This is a genomic window from Streptomyces siamensis (assembly GCF_039543605.1).
Classification (GTDB): Bacteria; Actinomycetota; Actinomycetes; order Streptomycetales; family Streptomycetaceae; genus Streptomyces; species Streptomyces siamensis.
In genome coordinates, this window is the sequence record NZ_BAABKB010000002.1 from 282,083 (window position 1) to 298,077 (window position 15,995).

General features: G+C 71.0%; 11 protein-coding genes. 7 read left to right on the forward strand and 4 right to left on the reverse strand.

Features of this window, described 5'->3' with window-relative positions:
* Positions 1-109 precede the first annotated feature (109 nt).
* The 3 genes from ABEB03_RS04045 to ABEB03_RS04055 all read left to right on the forward strand — a co-directional run bounded on the left by ABEB03_RS04045 (position 110) and on the right by ABEB03_RS04055 (position 4,324).
* A complete protein-coding gene (locus tag ABEB03_RS04045) occupies positions 110-1,570 on the forward strand; it encodes a sodium:solute symporter family protein (RefSeq protein ID WP_345641224.1) in 1,461 nt (486 codons plus the stop codon).
* A 103-nt stretch (positions 1,571-1,673) separates the two neighbouring features.
* A complete protein-coding gene (gene speB / locus ABEB03_RS04050; protein WP_028803529.1) occupies positions 1,674-2,642 on the forward strand; it encodes an agmatinase in 969 nt (322 codons plus the stop codon).
* Positions 2,639-4,324, forward strand: a complete 1,686-nt coding sequence (locus ABEB03_RS04055; RefSeq protein WP_345641228.1) for a thiamine pyrophosphate-binding protein — start codon at positions 2,639-2,641, stop codon at positions 4,322-4,324. The genes speB and ABEB03_RS04055 overlap by 4 nt, the downstream gene beginning before the upstream one ends.
* 69 nt (positions 4,325-4,393) lie before the next feature.
* Here ABEB03_RS04055 and ABEB03_RS04060 read toward each other — a convergent pair whose 3' ends face one another.
* Positions 4,394-5,197 (reverse strand): endonuclease I family protein, encoded by an 804-nt coding sequence (locus ABEB03_RS04060; RefSeq protein ID WP_345641231.1) that lies wholly within the window; start codon positions 5,195-5,197, stop codon positions 4,394-4,396.
* 339 nt (positions 5,198-5,536) lie between these two features.
* On the opposite strand from ABEB03_RS04060, the gene ABEB03_RS04065 reads away from it, so the two are divergent.
* Positions 5,537-6,472 (forward strand): serine hydrolase, encoded by a 936-nt coding sequence (locus ABEB03_RS04065; RefSeq protein ID WP_345641234.1) that lies wholly within the window; start codon positions 5,537-5,539, stop codon positions 6,470-6,472.
* Positions 6,473-6,666: 194 nt separating this feature from the next.
* Entirely contained in the window at positions 6,667-10,401 is a 3,735-nt protein-coding gene (locus ABEB03_RS04070) for an ABC transporter ATP-binding protein (RefSeq protein ID WP_345641237.1), read from the forward strand.
* A 42-nt stretch (positions 10,402-10,443) separates the two neighbouring features.
* Here the strand turns inward: ABEB03_RS04070 and ABEB03_RS04075 are convergent, their stop codons facing one another.
* Entirely contained in the window at positions 10,444-10,920 is a 477-nt protein-coding gene (locus tag ABEB03_RS04075; RefSeq protein WP_345641240.1) for a hypothetical protein, read from the reverse strand.
* A gap of 155 nt (positions 10,921-11,075) precedes the next feature.
* Here ABEB03_RS04075 and ABEB03_RS04080 point away from each other — a divergent pair, with 155 nt between their 5' ends.
* Together ABEB03_RS04080 and ABEB03_RS04085 are read left to right on the forward strand one after the other, a co-directional pair.
* The gene (locus ABEB03_RS04080; protein WP_028803535.1) at positions 11,076-11,465 is read left to right on the forward strand and encodes a hypothetical protein; all 390 of its coding nucleotides are present in this window, start codon (positions 11,076-11,078) and stop codon (positions 11,463-11,465) included.
* Between the two features lie 92 nt (positions 11,466-11,557).
* A complete protein-coding gene (locus tag ABEB03_RS04085; protein WP_345641243.1) occupies positions 11,558-13,006 on the forward strand; it encodes a S28 family serine protease in 1,449 nt (482 codons plus the stop codon).
* A 28-nt stretch (positions 13,007-13,034) separates the two neighbouring features.
* On the opposite strand, the gene ABEB03_RS04090 is transcribed toward ABEB03_RS04085, so the two are convergent.
* Together ABEB03_RS04090 and ABEB03_RS04095 are read right to left on the reverse strand one after the other, a co-directional pair.
* Positions 13,035-13,673, reverse strand: a complete 639-nt coding sequence (locus tag ABEB03_RS04090) for a hypothetical protein (protein WP_345641246.1) — start codon at positions 13,671-13,673, stop codon at positions 13,035-13,037.
* 166 nt (positions 13,674-13,839) lie between these two features.
* Positions 13,840-15,738 carry a glycoside hydrolase family 3 protein gene (locus tag ABEB03_RS04095; RefSeq protein ID WP_425589177.1) on the reverse strand — a complete coding sequence of 633 codons (1,899 nt, stop codon included), beginning with the start codon at positions 15,736-15,738 and terminating at the stop codon, positions 13,840-13,842.
* Positions 15,739-15,995: the final 257 nt, after the last annotated feature.

A 15,995-nucleotide genomic window follows, 5' to 3' on the forward strand; every position in this document is an offset into this window, starting at 1 on the left:
TATGTCCCCGCGATCCGCTGTCGGTCTCCCGGCCGGGGCGTTGCTCCCGGCCGCGTCCCCCAACCATCTGCACGACACGCCACCGAGAGTGCGCGAAGGAGGGCCCAGCATGGCCGTCGACTACACAGTGATCGTCGTCTACCTGGCCGGCATGCTTGCCATGGGCTGGTGGGGCATGCGCCGCGCCAAGTCCAAGAGTGAGTTCCTGGTGGCGGGACGACGGCTGGGCCCGGCCATGTACTCCGGCACCATGGCCGCCATCGTCCTCGGCGGCGCGTCCACCATCGGCGGCGTCGGCCTCGGCTACCAGTACGGGCTCTCCGGCGCCTGGATGGTGTTCACCATCGGGCTCGGCCTGCTCGCCCTGTCGATCTTCTTCTCGGCGCGCATCGCCCGGCTGAAGGTCTACACCGTCTCCGAGATGCTCGACCTGCGCTACGGCGGCCGGGCCGGCGTGATCTCCGGCGTCGTCATGTGGGCGTACACCCTCATGCTCGCGGTCACCTCGACCATCGCGTACGCCACGATCTTCGACGTCCTGTTCGACATGAACCGCACGCTCGCCATCGTCCTCGGCGGCTCCATCGTCGTGGCGTACTCGACGCTCGGCGGCATGTGGTCGATCACCCTCACCGACATGGTGCAGTTCGTCGTGAAGACCATCGGTGTGCTGTTGCTCCTGCTGCCCATCGCGGTGGTCAAGGCCGGCGGCTTCAGCGAGATGAAGGCCAAGCTGCCCACCGAGTACTTCGACCCGCTGGGCATCGGCGGCGAGACGATCTTCACCTACGTGCTCATCTACACCTTCGGCATGCTGATCGGGCAGGACATCTGGCAGCGCGTGTTCACGGCGCGCAGCGACAAGACGGCCAAGTGGGGCGGCACCGTCGCGGGCACCTACTGCCTGGTCTACGCCCTGGCCGGCGCCGTCATCGGCACCGCCGCCAAGGTGATGTACCCCAAGCTGCCCAGCGCCGACACCGCCTTCGCGACCATCGTCAAGGACGAACTCCCCGTCGGTGTGCGCGGACTGGTGCTGGCCGCCGCCCTCGCGGCCGTCATGTCCACCTCCTCCGGTGCCCTCATCGCCTGCGCCACCGTCGCCAACAACGACATCTGGTCGCGGCTGCGCGGTGTCGTGCGGCGGGACGGCGAGGAGCACGACGAGGTCAAGGGCAACCGCGTCTTCATCCTCATCATGGGTGTCGCGGTGATCTGCACGGCCATCGCGCTGAACAACGTCGTCGAGGCGCTGACCGTCGCCTACAACCTGCTCGTCGGCGGCCTGCTCGTGCCGATCCTCGGCGGCCTGCTGTGGAAGCGCGGGACCGCGGCCGGCGCACTGGCGGCCGTCGCCGTCGGCGGCCTCGCGGTCATCGGCCTGATGGCGGGCTACGGCATCCTCGCCAACGAGCCCGTCTACTACGGCCTGCTGTCCTCGCTCTTCGCCTACGTGGTGGTCTCCCTGGCCACCAAGCCGACCGAGGCCGCCGTCCTCGCCGCCTGGCGGGAGCGCCTGGCCGGCCGGGGCGCCGAACCCCAGTCCGAGCCGGTCCCGGCTCACCAGTAGAGTCCTCGCAGTCGTACAAAGAAGTACATAGCCGTGCATACATGTACAGGACTGCGCATAGCTGTAAATACGCGATGACGCGTAAGAGGAAAGGCACTTCACCATGAGCAGCAACGAGACGCCCCGCGGTCCCGTCGACTCGTCCCGCATCCCGCGGTACGCGGGCCCCGCGACCTTCGCCCGGCTGCCGCGCCTCGACGAGGTCGGCACCGCCGACGTCGCCGTGGTCGGCGTGCCGTTCGACTCCGGCGTCTCGTACCGGCCGGGCGCCCGCTTCGGCGGCAACGCGATCCGCGAGGCGTCCCGGCTGCTGCGCCCCTACAACCCCGCGCAGGACGCCTCCCCGTTCGCCCTCGCGCAGGTCGCCGACGCCGGCGACATCGCGGCGAACCCGTTCAACATCAACGAGGCCGTGGAGACCGTCGAGGCCGCCGCGGACGAGATCCTCGGCACCGGCGCCCGCATGATGACCCTGGGCGGCGACCACACCATCGCGCTGCCGCTGCTGCGCTCGGTCGCCAAGAAGCACGGCCCGGTCGCGCTGCTCCACTTCGACGCGCACCTCGACACCTGGGACACGTACTTCGGCGCCGAGTACACGCACGGCACCCCGTTCCGCCGTGCCGTCGAGGAGGGCATCCTCGACACCGAGGCGCTCTCCCACGTCGGCACCCGCGGCCCGCTGTACGGCAAGCAGGACCTCACCGACGACGAGAAGATGGGCTTCGGCATCGTCACCTCGGCCGACATCTACCGCCGCGGCGCGGACGAGGTCGCCGACCAGCTCCGCCAGCGCATCGGCGACCGCCCGCTCTACATCTCCATCGACATCGACTGCCTCGACCCGGCCCACGCCCCGGGCACCGGCACCCCGGAGGCGGGCGGCATGACCTCCCGAGAGCTGCTGGAGATCCTGCGCGGACTGTCCTCCTGCAACCTGGTCTCCGCCGACGTCGTGGAGGTCGCGCCGGCCTACGACCACGCGGAGATCACCGCCGTGGCCGCGTCCCACACGGCGTACGAGCTGACCACCATCATGTCCCGCCAGATCGCGGAGGCCCGGAACAAGTGACCCACGACCACGACCTGGTACTCCGTCCGACGGCGGCACAGACGCAGGCCGCGCTCGACCCGCCCGCCGGCCGCAACGGCGGAGACCTGGTCGTGGAGACCCTCACGGGTCTCGGGGCGACCACCGTCTTCGGACTGCCCGGCCAGCACGCGCTGGGCATGTTCGACGCGCTGAGCCGTTCCTCGCTGCGGTACGTCGGCCTGCGCGTGGAGAACAACGCGGGGTTCGCGGCCGACGCCTACGGCCGGATCACCGGCGAGGCCGCGCCGCTGCTGCTGTCGACCGGCCCGGGGGCGCTGACCTCCCTGGCCGCGCTCCAGGAGGCGGCGGCGGCCTCCGCCCCCGTCCTCGCGATCAGCAGCCAGATCCCCACCGCGGGTCTCGGCGGCGGACGCCACGGCTATCTGCACGAACTCCCCGACCAGCAGGCGTCGTTCCGGGGCATCGTGAAATCGGTCCACACGGTCCGTACGCAGTCGCAGATCCCGTCGGCGATCGCGGCGGCCTGGAAGTCGGCGCTGACCGCTCCGCACGGACCGGTCTGGGTGGAGATCCCGCAGGACGTGCTCCTCGCCGGGACGGACCTGCCGGTGGTGACCGCAGTGGACGCGACCCCCGAGGACCTGGCGCCGCGCCCCGAACTGACCGCGGTGGCGGCCGACCTGCTGTCGAAGGCGGCCCGCCCGGCGATCATCGCGGGCGGGGGAGTGGTCCGTGCGGACGCCGCGGGCAAGCTGCTCCAGCTGGCGGAGCGGCTCCAGGCCCCCGTCGTCACGACCTTCGGCGGCAAGGGCGCCTTCCCCTGGGAGCACCCGCTCTCCCTCCAGTCCTGGCTGGAGGACCGCCACACCACCGACTTCCTGGAGGACGCGGACGTCCTCCTGGTCGTGGGCTCGGGCCTCGGCGAACTCTCCTCGAACTACCACACGTTCAAGCCCCGCGGCCGGGTGATCCAGATCGAGGCCGACCTCGGCAAGCTGGAGTCCAACCACCCCGCGCTCGGTGTCCACGCCGACGCCCGCCTCGCACTCCAGGCCCTGCTGGAGACGGTCGGGGAGCGCACGGACCCGACGGCCGCCGAGCGCGTGCGCGCGGTCCTCGACAAGGTCGCCGAGCGCATCGGCTCCCAGGAACTCGCCCTGGAGCAGCAGGTGCTGGCGTCGGTGCGCCGGGCGCTGCCGGACGACTCCCCGTCGTTCTGGGACATGACGATCCTGGCGTACTGGGCGTGGTCGGCGTTCGACGCGCGCGGCGCGAACACCATGCACTCCGCGCAGGGTGCGGGCGGCCTCGGCTACGGCTTCCCGGCGGCCCTCGGCGCGGCGGTGGCCGACCCCACCCGGCCGGTCCTCGCGGTCTCCGGCGACGGCGGCGCCCTCTACTCGATCGCCGAGCTCGCCGCGGCCCGGCAGCACGACCTGAACGTCACCTGGCTCATCGTCGACGACGGCGGGTACGGCATCCTCCGCGAGTACATGACGGACGCCTTCGGCCGGCCGACCGCGACGGAACTGTCCCGCCCGGACTACGTGGCCCTGGCCGAGTCCTTCGGGGTGCCGGGCGTGCGCACGAGCCCCGAGACCCTGGAGGAGGACCTGGCGAAGGCGCTGGCCACGCCCGGCCCGTCGGTGGTGCTGCTCCCCGCGGTCCTGCGGATGTTCGCGCCGACCCACCTGGGCTGACCGGCCGCGCCGGACGCCGAACGGCGGCGAACTCCCCCATGGAGAGGGGAGTTCGCCGCCGTCGTGCTGCTACCAGATCGCGTCGACCCACTCCGGGTGGTCGATGAACGGGTTGCGGTTGTGCTGGTACGTGTCGTAGATGACCTGGTTGCGCTTCTCCTCGAAGGCGCTCGGCGGGTCCTCGTCGTTCCACTGCTTGAGGACCGACAGCTTGCCGATGTACGGGTTGCTGCCGTTGTTGACCTTCTCGTTGGGCTCCAGGTCGGCGAAGCCGTCGCCCCCGTCGTAGCGGACCGCCATGTAGAGGATCATGCGGGCCACGTCGCCCTTGTCCGCGTCGCGCGGCTCGAAGGAGTCGGAGTCGGTGAGGCTGCCGCCCCCGCCGCTGACCGTGCTGCCGCCGTTGTCGAAGTCCTTGTTGCCGCGGATGCTGTTGACCTGGACGTCCGCGGGGCGCAGGTGGTGCAGGTCGGTGCCGGGTCCGGTCACCTCGCCGAAGTCGCCGTGCGACTTGGCCCACACGTGCTCGCGGTTCCAGTCGCCCGTGTCGCCGCCGTTGAGGGACTTGGCGCGCGAGACGCCGCTGTAGAGCAGGATCACGTTGTTGCTGTTGTTCGGGTCCTGGTCGGTGACCTTCAGCGCGTCCCAGACCGCCGCGTACGAGATCTTGCTCTGGCTGCTGATGATGGTGTGCAGCGAGGACTTGAGGCTCGCACCCGTCTTGCCGACGGCGTTCTTGTAGTACGTGCTGTCGTACGAGGTCGTCGTCGCGCTCGCCGGTCCGGCGGTCGCCGCGGGCAGCGTGAGGCCGACGAGCAGGGCCGAAACGGCCAGTGCCGGCGTCTTCCAGCGGTGCGTGTGCGTCACGGGCATGTGGGGGCCGTCCGATCTACGCGGGTTGATTGAGCGGGCAACCGGAGCGTGACATGGACATGTGTACGAGGTGGTGAAGGCGAGGTGACCGTTGTGTGTCGGAACCTCGCAAGTCGCCTGCTGTGAGGGCCCTTTGGCGCGCCGGCGGCCTCGTCCTTGAGCGCGACGGGGGACCCGCCCGGCAGGGTGGCCCGAGGCCCGCCGGGCGACGTGGCCGGGCGCCGGACAGGAACCACCCCGCGGGGAACGTCCGTACAACTTTCGGCCGGGTGTGTGAGTCAACAGAGGCGAGCGCGCCTCAGGCGCCCTCGTATCGGTTCAAGGGGATGGGAAGCCTCCATGACTCACCGGATATCCCGGGGTGCCCGTGTGCTCGCAGCGAGCCTCGGTGCCGCGGTGGTCGTGCCGTTCGTGGCGTCCGCCGCGCCCGCCGCCGCCGCGACGCCTCAGGTCAGTTGCACATCGGCCAAGGCGGGCCTGGCCGCCAAACTGCAGAGGGACATCACCGCCGCGCTCGCGGGCCGTTCGGGCACCGTCGCCGTCGGTCTCTACGACCGGACCACGAAGACGACGTGCTCGCTGCGTTCGAGCACGGCCTACGACTCCGCCAGCGTCGTCAAGGTGACCGTCCTCGCCACGCTGCTGTGGGACGCCAAGAAGCACAACCGCTATCTCACGCAGCGCGAGGCCGACCTCGCCAAGGCCATGATCACCAAGTCGGACAACAACGCGACCACGAGCCTGTGGAACCAGCTCGGCATGACGAAGATCAAGGGCTTCCTCACGGCGGCGGCCATGACCCAGACCAAGCCGGGCACCGGCGGTTATTGGGGCCTGACCCAGATCACCGTGACGGACGAGCAGAAGCTGCTCAAGCTCGTCACCGCCAAGAACACGGTGCTGAGCGACAACTCCCGGGCGTACATCCTCAAGCTCATGGGCCAGGTCATCTCCTCCCAGCGCTGGGGCACGCCGGCCGGGGCGCCCTCGTCCGTCGCGGTGCACGTCAAGAACGGCTGGCTGTCGCGGTCCACGCACGGCTGGCGGGTGCACAGCGTCGGCACGTTCAACGGCGGCGGCCACGACTACATGATCACCGTGCTCACCCACGGCAACAGCACCATGAACTACGGCGTCACCACCATCCAGAACGTCGCCAAGGTCATCCACAGGGACCTGGTCCCGACGACGTCCACGAGCAGCGCCACCGTCCAGCGGTACGTGCCGACCAGCACGCCCCAGGAGGCGTTCCCGGCGGTGCCGTCCAACGGCTGACCCGCCCCACAGGCCTCGGCGCTCGCGCGTCCGGCTCCTGCGCCCGGCCGGGATTCACCCGGCCGGGCGCATCTCTCTCGTCACCGAGCGTGACTCCGTCGTCGTCCCCGGCCCTGAATTGTTGCGGAGGGATGAAATCCGGTTGTTTCGGCGTTGGTCCTTCCGGCAGATCAGGACGGACGGAAGGCATCGGCGTGGAGACGCAGCGGGGATGGGCACGGCGGCTCGCCGGGTACGCGTGGCGATACCCGAAGGACGTCCTGCTCGCGCTCGGCTCCTCACTCGCGGGCATGGCGGTCCTGGCGCTGGTCCCGCTGATCACCAAGGTGATCATCGACGACGTCGTCGGTGACCACACCCGCGGCATGGCTCCGTGGGCCGGCGCGCTCATCGGCGCCGCCGTCCTCGTCTACGGCCTCACCTACGTCCGCCGTTTCTACGGCGGACGCCTCGCCCTCGACGTCCAGCACGACCTGCGGACCGAGATGTACGAGACGATCACCCGGCTCGACGGACGGCGTCAGGACGAACTGTCCACCGGCCAGGTCGTCGGGCGGGCCACCAGCGACCTCCAGCTGATCCAGGGCCTGCTCTTCATGCTCCCGATGACCATCGGGAACCTGCTGCTGTTCGTGATGTCTCTCGTGATCATGGCCTGGCTGTCCCTGCCGCTGACCCTGGTCGCGCTCGCCGTGGCCCCGGCCCTCTGGTTCATCGCCAAGCGCAGCCGCTCCCGTCTGCACCCCGCCACCTGGTACGCGCAGGCGCAGGCCGCCGCCGTGGCGGGCGTCGTCGACGGCGCCGTCACCGGCGTACGCGTGGTGAAGGGCTTCGGACAGGAGGAACAGGAGACCGGGAAGCTCCGCGAGGTCGGGCGCCGGCTCTTCGCCGGTCGCCTGCGCACCATACGGCTGAACGCCAAGTACACCCCCGCGCTCCAGGCCGTCCCGGCCCTCGGCCAGGTCGCCATGCTCGCGCTGGGCGGCTGGCTCGCCGTGCGCGGACAGATCACCCTCGGCACCTTCGTCGCGTTCTCCTCCTACCTCGCCCAGCTCGTCGGACCCGTGCGGATGCTCGCCGTCGTGCTGACGGTCGGGCAGCAGGCCCGCGCCGGTGCCGAGCGCGTGCTGGAACTGATCGACACCCGGCCCTCCATCCAGGAGGGCACCAAGACGCTGCCCGCCGACGCGCCCGCGAGCGTCGAGTTCGACGACGTGTCCTTCGGCTACGACAAGGGGCGGCCGGTCCTCGACGGGCTCAGCTTCGAGATCCGGCCGGGCGAGACCCTCGCCGTCGTCGGCTCCTCGGGGTCGGGCAAGTCGACGGTGTCGCTGCTCATGCCCCGCTTCTACGACGTGACGCACGGCGCCGTCCTCATCGGCGGGCACGACGTCCGCGAGCTGACGACCGAGTCGCTGCGCGCCGCGATCGGGCTCGTCCCCGAGGACTCCTTCCTCTTCTCCGACACCGTGCGCGCCAACATCGCGTACGGCCGCCCCGAGGCCACCCAGGACGAGATCGAGACGGCCGCGCGTGCCGCCCAGGCCGACCGGTTCATCGCCGAGCTGCCCGAGGGGTACGACACCAAGGTCGGCGAGCACGGCCTCACGCTCTCCGGCGGCCAGCGCCAGCGGGTCGCACTGGCCCGCGCCATCCTGACCGACCCCCGCCTGCTGGTCCTCGACGACGCCACGTCCGCCGTCGACGCCCGTGTCGAGCACGAGATCCACGAGGCGCTCAAGCAGGTCATGGAGGGCCGCACGACACTCCTGATCGCGCACCGGCGCTCCACCCTCAACCTCGCCGACCGCATCGCCGTGCTCGACGCCGGGCGCCTCGCCGACATCGGCACCCACGAGGAGCTCCAGGACCGCTCCCCGCTCTACCGGCGGCTGCTCACCGACCCGGACGAGCTCGGCGGGGTCTCGCCCGGCCACGAACTGCCGTCCGTCCCGCCGGAGGACACCTCCGTACGGGAGGAGCTGGACGCCGAGTTCGACGCCGAGCGTGGCGTCACCCCGCACCTGTGGACCGGCGACCGTGAGCCCAAGGACGACGCGCTCACCGGCATGCCCGCCACCCCCGAGCTCCTCGCCCAGGTGGAGGCCCTGCCGCCCGCCGTGGACGCCCCGCACGTCGACGAGGCCCGCGCCGTCACCCCCGAGGACTCCTACGGTCTGCGGCGGCTGCTGCGCGGCTTCGGGACGCCCCTCCTGGTGAGCCTCGGGCTCGTCGCCGTCGACGCGGGCATGGGCCTGCTGCTGCCCGTGCTGATCCGGCACGGCATCGACGAGGGCGTGACCCGCATGGCCCTCGGCGCGGTGTGGGCGGCGGCCGGCCTCGGACTGGTCACCGTGCTCGTCCAGTGGGCGGCCCAGATCGGCGAGACCCGGATGACGGGACGGACCGGCGAGCGCGTCCTGTACACGCTGCGCCTGAAGATCTTCGCGCAGCTCCAGCGCCTGGGGCTCGACTACTACGAGCGGGAGCTGACGGGCCGGATCATGACCCGCATGACGACCGACGTGGACGCCCTGTCGACGTTCCTCCAGACGGGCCTGGTCACCGCGTTCGTCTCGGTCGTCACCTTCTTCGGCATCATGGGCGTGCTGCTGGTGATCGACGTGCAGCTGGCGCTGGTCGTCTTCGTGACGCTGCCGCCGCTGATCGTCGCCACGTTCTTCTTCCGCCGGGCGAGCGTGAAGGCGTACGAACTCGCCCGCGAGCGCGTGTCGGTGGTCAACGCCGACCTCCAGGAGTCGGTGTCCGGACTGCTGATCCTCCAGGCCTTCCGGCGCGAGGGCTCCGGCGGGCGGCGGTTCGCCGAGCGCAGCGACAGCTACCGCCAGGCGCGGATCCGCGGGCAGCGGCTGATATCCGTGTACTTCCCGTTCGTGCAGCTGCTGTCGTCGGTCGCGGCGGCGGCCGTGCTGATCGTGGGCGCCCACCGGGTGGACGCGGGCACACTGACGACCGGCGCCCTGGTCGCCTATCTCCTCTACATCGACCTGTTCTTCGCGCCCGTCCAGCAGCTCTCCCAGGTCTTCGACGGCTACCAGCAGGCCACCGTCTCGCTCGGCCGTATCCAGGAGCTGCTGCGGGAGCCGACGTCGACGAAGACCGCCGACGCGCCGATGGAGGTGCGCTCGCTGCGCGGCGAGATCGCCTTCCAGGACGTCGACTTCGCCTACAACGCCGCCGACGGAAAGGACGCGGAGGAAGCCCTCAGCGGGGTGTCGCTGCGCATACCGGCCGGGCAGACCGTCGCCTTCGTCGGTGAGACCGGCGCCGGCAAGTCGACGCTGGTGAAGCTGGTCGCGCGGTTCTACGACCCGACGGGCGGGCAGGTCACCGTCGACGGCACCGACCTGCGGGCCCTCGACATCACCGCGTACCGTCACCGGCTCGGCGTGGTCCCGCAGGAGGCGTACCTCTTCCAGGGCACGGTCCGCGACGCCATCGCGTACGGTCGCCCGGACGCCGCCGACGCCGAGGTGGAGGCAGCCGCCCGCGCGGTCGGCGCGCACGACATGATCGCCACCCTGGAGGGCGGCTATCTGCACGAGGTCGCCGAGCGCGGCCGCAACCTGTCCGCCGGGCAGCGCCAGCTGATCGCGCTGGCCCGTGCCGAGCTGGTCGATCCGGACGTCCTGCTGCTCGACGAGGCCACCGCCGCGCTGGACCTGGCGACGGAGGCCCTCGTCAACCAGGCGACCGACCGGCTCGCAGGGCGCCGCACCACTCTGGTCGTCGCCCACCGGCTGACGACCGCCGCCCGCGCGGACCGGGTCGTCGTGATGGACCACGGCCGGGTCGTCGAGGACGGCACGCACGACGAACTGCTGCGGCAGGACGGCCGCTACGCCGAGCTGTGGCGGACGTTCGTGGGGGCGCCGGAGCCGGAGGAACCCGTGGGATCCACCGCCTGACGCCCCCGGCGGCGGGTGCCGGGGGCCGTCCGGTGCCCCGCGTCAGGACCTGGGCCTGATGTCGGAGATCTTCTTCGTGGCGAGGTCGGACTGCACCGTCAGATAGGTGTAGGTCGGGTGCTGGGCGGACCCCCAGGTCAGGCGGACCGTCGACCAGGTGTGGCCCATGCCGCTGTCCCCGGGCGTGACCTTCCAGGCGCGCGGCACGTCCTGGGCGCGCAGGACGCCGTCCGCGTGTTCGCGGTGCTCCCAGCCGGCCAGGCGCGAGCGGAGGCCCGAGGTCAGGTAGAAGCCGCGCAACTGGCTGTCGAGGCGGCCGGATCCGGAGTCGGTCACCGCGTCGATGTACGCGCCGTAGAAGTCGGCCACCCGGTCGTAGGCGGGGCCGTTGCCGCCACTGCGCGCCGGTGGCGCGGCGGTGGAACTGGCGACTGCGGGCACGGAGGCGCCGGCCGTGGCGAGGAGGGCCGCCGCGACGAGTGCGCGCGTGGTGGTACGAGAGGGCTTCATGCCGGTCATGGAGTACCGCCTTTCGTTTTCCGACCAGTTGGACCTCGGGTAAACGGGCACGGTTGCCCCAAACTCGGAAAAAACCTCTCATGGGCGAACGCAACCATCCGCCGTACGTCGTGCGTCCGTACACCAGTACGCTGATTGCTGCGGGAGGGACGACAGTGGACAGTGGTGCGATACGCCGACGGCTGGCGATCGGTATGGCCGTGCTGACCGCCTCCGGTCTGTTCGCCCTCGCGAGCCCCGGCAGCGCGCAGGCCGCCACCTCCTACTGCGCCGGACGCAAGGTCCGCACCCTGCCCTTCTCGACCGGTTCGGTACAGGTCTACAAGCGCGGCGGCTACGTCTGCGCCGTCACCTTCCCCAAGACGCAGGGCGGCCGCAGGACGATGTCCGTCAGCGTGCAGGCGCGCGGCAACCGGCCCGTGGTCGACTCCGGCCACTTCGCCCACCACGCGGGCCCGGTGACCGTGCACGCCGGCCACCGCTGCGTCCGGATCAAGGGCTCGGTGGGCTCGGGCTCGGTGAACTCGGGCTGGATTCTGTGCTGAGTCGCTGACGCATTGACGCAAGCACCCCTGGTGTCACGGGAGTTGCTCCGCTAGGTTCCGGCGGACATCTGCGTAATCCCAGGGGAGGGTGCATGCGCAAGGCGCTCAGATGGCTGCTGGCGCTCACGGTGCTCATAGGCACGCTGAGCACGGCCGGGGCGGCCACCGCCGCCCAGCCGGAGGCCACCGGCACCAGCGGCACGACCAGCGAGGACATCAAGGACCGGCTGCTCGCGATACCGGGCATGAGCCTCATCCAGGAGAAGCCCTACACCGGCTACCGGTACTTCGTCCTCAACTACACCCAGCCGGTGGACCACCGGCACCCGTCCAAGGGCACGTTCCAGCAGCGGATCACCGTGCTGCACAAGGACACCGCGCGCCCGACGGTCTTCTACACCGGCGGCTACAACGTCTCCACCACGCCCAGCCGCCGTGAGCCGACCCAGATCGTGGACGGCAACCAGGTCTCCATGGAGTACCGCTTCTTCACCCCGTCCCGTCCGGCCCCGGCCGACTGGTCCAAGCTCGACATCTGGCAGGCGGCCAGCGACCAGCACCGCATCTTCCAGGCGCTGAAGCCGATCTACGGCAAGAAGTGGATCTCCACGGGCGGCTCCAAGGGCGGTATGACCGCCACGTACTACGAGCGGTTCTACCCGCGCGACATGGACGGCGTGGTCGCGTACGTCGCACCCAACGACGTCGTCAACCAGGAGGACTCCGCCTACGACCGCTTCTTCGCGGGTGTCGGCACCAAGGAGTGCCGGGACAGGCTGAACGCCGTGCAGCGCGAGGCGCTGGTGCGCCGGGAGCCACTGGAGAAGAAGTACGCGGCCTACGCCGCCGACAACGGCTACACGTTCACCACCGTCGGCAGCCTCGACCGGGCGTACGAGGCGGTCGTGCTCGACTACGTGTGGGGCTTTTGGCAGTACAGCCTGCTGTCCGACTGCGACGCGATCCCCGCGGACGCCGCGCACGCCAGCGACGACGACATCTGGAACTCCGTCGACACGATCTCCGGCTTCTCGTTCTACACCGACCAGGGCCTGGAGCCGTACACCCCGTACTACTACCAGGCGGGCACCCAGCTCGGCGCGCCCACGATCCACTTCCCGCACATCGAGAAGAAGTACCTCCGGTACGGCTACCAGCCGCCGCGCAACTTCGTGCCGCGGTCCATCCCGATGAAGTTCCAGCCGTCGGCGATGCGCGACGTGGACACCTGGGTCCGCCACAACGCCCACCACATGCTGTTCGTCTACGGCCAGAACGACCCGTGGGGAGCCGAGCGCTTCCGGCTCGGTTCCGGCGCGCGCGACTCCTACGTCTTCACGGCACCGGGCCTGAACCACGGTGCCAACGTCGCCGGTCTCGTGGCCGACGAGAAGGCGCTCGCGACCGCGCGCATCCTGGAATGGGCGGGCGTGGCTTCCAGCACGGTCCTGTCGGACCCGTCGGCCGCGAAGCCGCTGGCCGCGTTCGACGCGAAGCTGGACCGGCGTGACGTGGAGCGGGAGCCCGCCCTGCGTCCGTGACCCGCGCCGCGTGGGCTGTGTCCGTCCGCTACACGGGGCGGGCGCAGCCCACCGGCCTGTCGCCGCCGAGCTGCACGTACAGCTCCGTGGACGCCGGGCACTTCGCCCGGGTGGTGACCGCCGACGTGACCTTGTACTCCGGGGGGTTCTTGCCCTTGCCGTCGCAGGCCGTCTCACGGACCTGCCCGGTGCCCGCGCCGTAGACGCAGTCGCCGACGACGGTGCGGGGACCTCCGCCGCCTCCCGGGTCACCGGGGTGCGGGGGTTCGAGCTTGCGCATGCAGGCGTAGCCCTGGGGGATGGCGCCGTCGCCGTCCTCGTCGGAGGAGGGCCGCGTCTCGCTGATGTGCAGGACGAAGTCGGTGGTCGCGGGGCAGGACGGCCCGTCCGCCACCTTGCCGTCGTAGCGGGCGACCACCCGAGCCGCCGCCCGTTCGCTGGAGCACGGCACCTCGGTGAAGCTGGTCGTGCCGAAGGAACTGCACTCGTCGCGGGCGAGGAACTCCGCCCCGTAGCCGGACGGCCGCTTCGACGCCGCGGCCGTGCCGGGCGTGTCCTGCGCGGAGCCGGAGTTGGTCCAGCGCTGGCAGCCGCAGAGCACGGCCAGGGCCAGCACGAGCGCGCACACCGCCCCGATGGAACCCCGACCCGACCCGCTGGCTCGCATGGCTTCCCCCCCCGATACCCCCGTCCAGCGTGACCCGCTGCAGCGGGCACACGCCAGACGTGCGGGGGCCTTTGCGCCAGTTGGGGGCGGGGCGCAGGTGGTACGGCGTAGCCGTCGTACGACGGATGGACCGGGTGTACGACAGCGGGTGTCCGACCCGATGACCCTAGAAGCGCAACCCGTAGCCGATCGGATAGAGCTCCTTCGTCGGATCGTCCGCCCGCTGGACCGGCACCGGCAGTTCACCCCGCGGACGCACCCGCCCGGCGATCACCCGTGCGGCGGCGCGCAGTTCGACGTCCGTCCAGGAGTAGGCGGCCAGACACGCGCCCACACCCGGGAGCTGGGCGACGTCGTACGGGTTGCGGATCGCGACGGCGATCACCGGGACGCCGGTGGCGACCAGCTGGTCGACGAGCGTCTTCTGACTGCCGGCCGCCGTCACGTTGTAGGTGCCGACGACCACCGCGTCCGCGTCCTTCGCCGCAGCGACCGCCTTGGCGATCGTCGCCGACGAGGGTGCCGTGCCGGTGGACAGGGCCGTCGCCGTGAAGCCCAGTTCGGTGAGGGCGCCCGCGAGGACCGTGGTGGGTGGTCCGTCCGACAGGGACGGCGAAGCCGGGTCCGCTCCCACGACCAGCACCTTCGGAGTGCGCCTGCGTGACAGCGGCAGCAGACCCTCCTTGTTCACCAGCAGAGTGGTGGTGCGCTCGGCGATCCGGTCGGCCTCCTTCAGGTGCGCCGGGATGCCCACCACGCGGTCGACACCGGCGTCGCTGACGTACGGGTCGGACAGCAGGCCCAGCTTCGACTTCAGCCGCAGGATGCGCAGGATCGACTCGTCGAGGCGCGCCTCGGTCAGCTCGCCGCCGCGCACGGCGTTCAGGACCGCGTTCCAGGCCACCTCCATCGAGGGCGGGTTGAGGAGCTGGTCGACGCCCGCCTTGAGCGCGAGGACCGGCACCCGGTCGTCGCCGTACTTCGTCCGGACGCCCTCCATGCCGAGCGCGTCCGTCACCACGACCCCGTCGTAGCCGAGTTCCTCACGCAGGATGCCGGTGAGGATCGGGTGCGAGAGCGTGGCGGGATCGCCCGCCGGGTCGAGCGCCGGGACCATGATGTGCGCGGTCATGATGGAGTCGATGCCGGCCCGGATCGCCGCGCGGAACGGCACGGCGTCCAGCGTCTCCCACACCTCGCGGCTGTGCGTGATGACCGGGAAGCCGAAGTGGCTGTCCACCGCGGTGTCGCCGTGGCCGGGGAAGTGCTTGGCCGTGGCCGCGACACCCGAGCTCTGGTACCCCTTCACCTCGGCGGCCACCAGGCCGGCCACCGCGTCCGGGTCGGCGCCGAAGGACCGTACGCCGATGACGGGGTTGGCCGGGTTGACGTTCACGTCGGACACCGGGGAGTAGTCCTGGCGGATGCCGATGGCGTGCAGTTCGGCGCCGCCGATGCGTCCCACCGTGCGCGCGTCGGACCGCGATCCGCCCGCGCCCAGCGCCATCGCGCCCGGGAACAGCGTCGCGGGCTTGCCCACACGTGCCACTATCCCGTGCTCCTGGTCGGTGGACACGAGGAGGGGCAGCCCGCCCGGTTGGTCCAGCGAGGCCTTCTGGAGGCCGTTGGAGAGCGCCGCGATCTGGTGCGGATCACGGGTGTTGTGCGCCCACGCGAAGTAGATGATCCCGCCGACGCGGTACTTGGCGATCAGCTCGGCGGCCGTCCGGATGCCGAGTTCCTTGAGGTTGGCGTCGATGTCGGCCTGGTCGGGCGCGGTGGCCGAGTGGCCGTACACCCGCGAGACGAAGACCTGTCCGACCTTCTCCTCCAGCGTCATACGGGAGATCAGGGCGCGGAGTTGCCGGTCGTCGTGCCGGCCCGCCGGGGCGGTCGTGCCGGCGGCCTGGGCGGCGGACGCGGTGGTGCCGGTGGCCAGGGCGCCGGTGACGCCCGCCGTCGCGGCGAGAACGGTACGCCGGGACGGTCTCGGCGTACCCGACCGCTCCGACGGTCTGTACGGGTCGTTCGGTCTTGCGGTGCTTCCCGTGCTGGAGTCGCGCACGTGCGCCCCTTCCCTCGTGAAGGAAACTTCCGAGGAGCCACGATTATCCGGAAAGTTTCTTCCAGTCAAGAGTGTGCACAGTAACCCGGGTTGGGGCCGCCACCGGCGCAGTTGGAGGGGGGCGCGCCGGTGGCGGCGTGCTGTCGGCCGCAGGCGGCGGAGAGGGTGGTCAGCGATCGCAGCCAGCAGCGAGGCCGACACCGCACTGCGGAGACTCGTCCGGCAGCACGCACATGGGACGAAGGCCGTACCTCCCG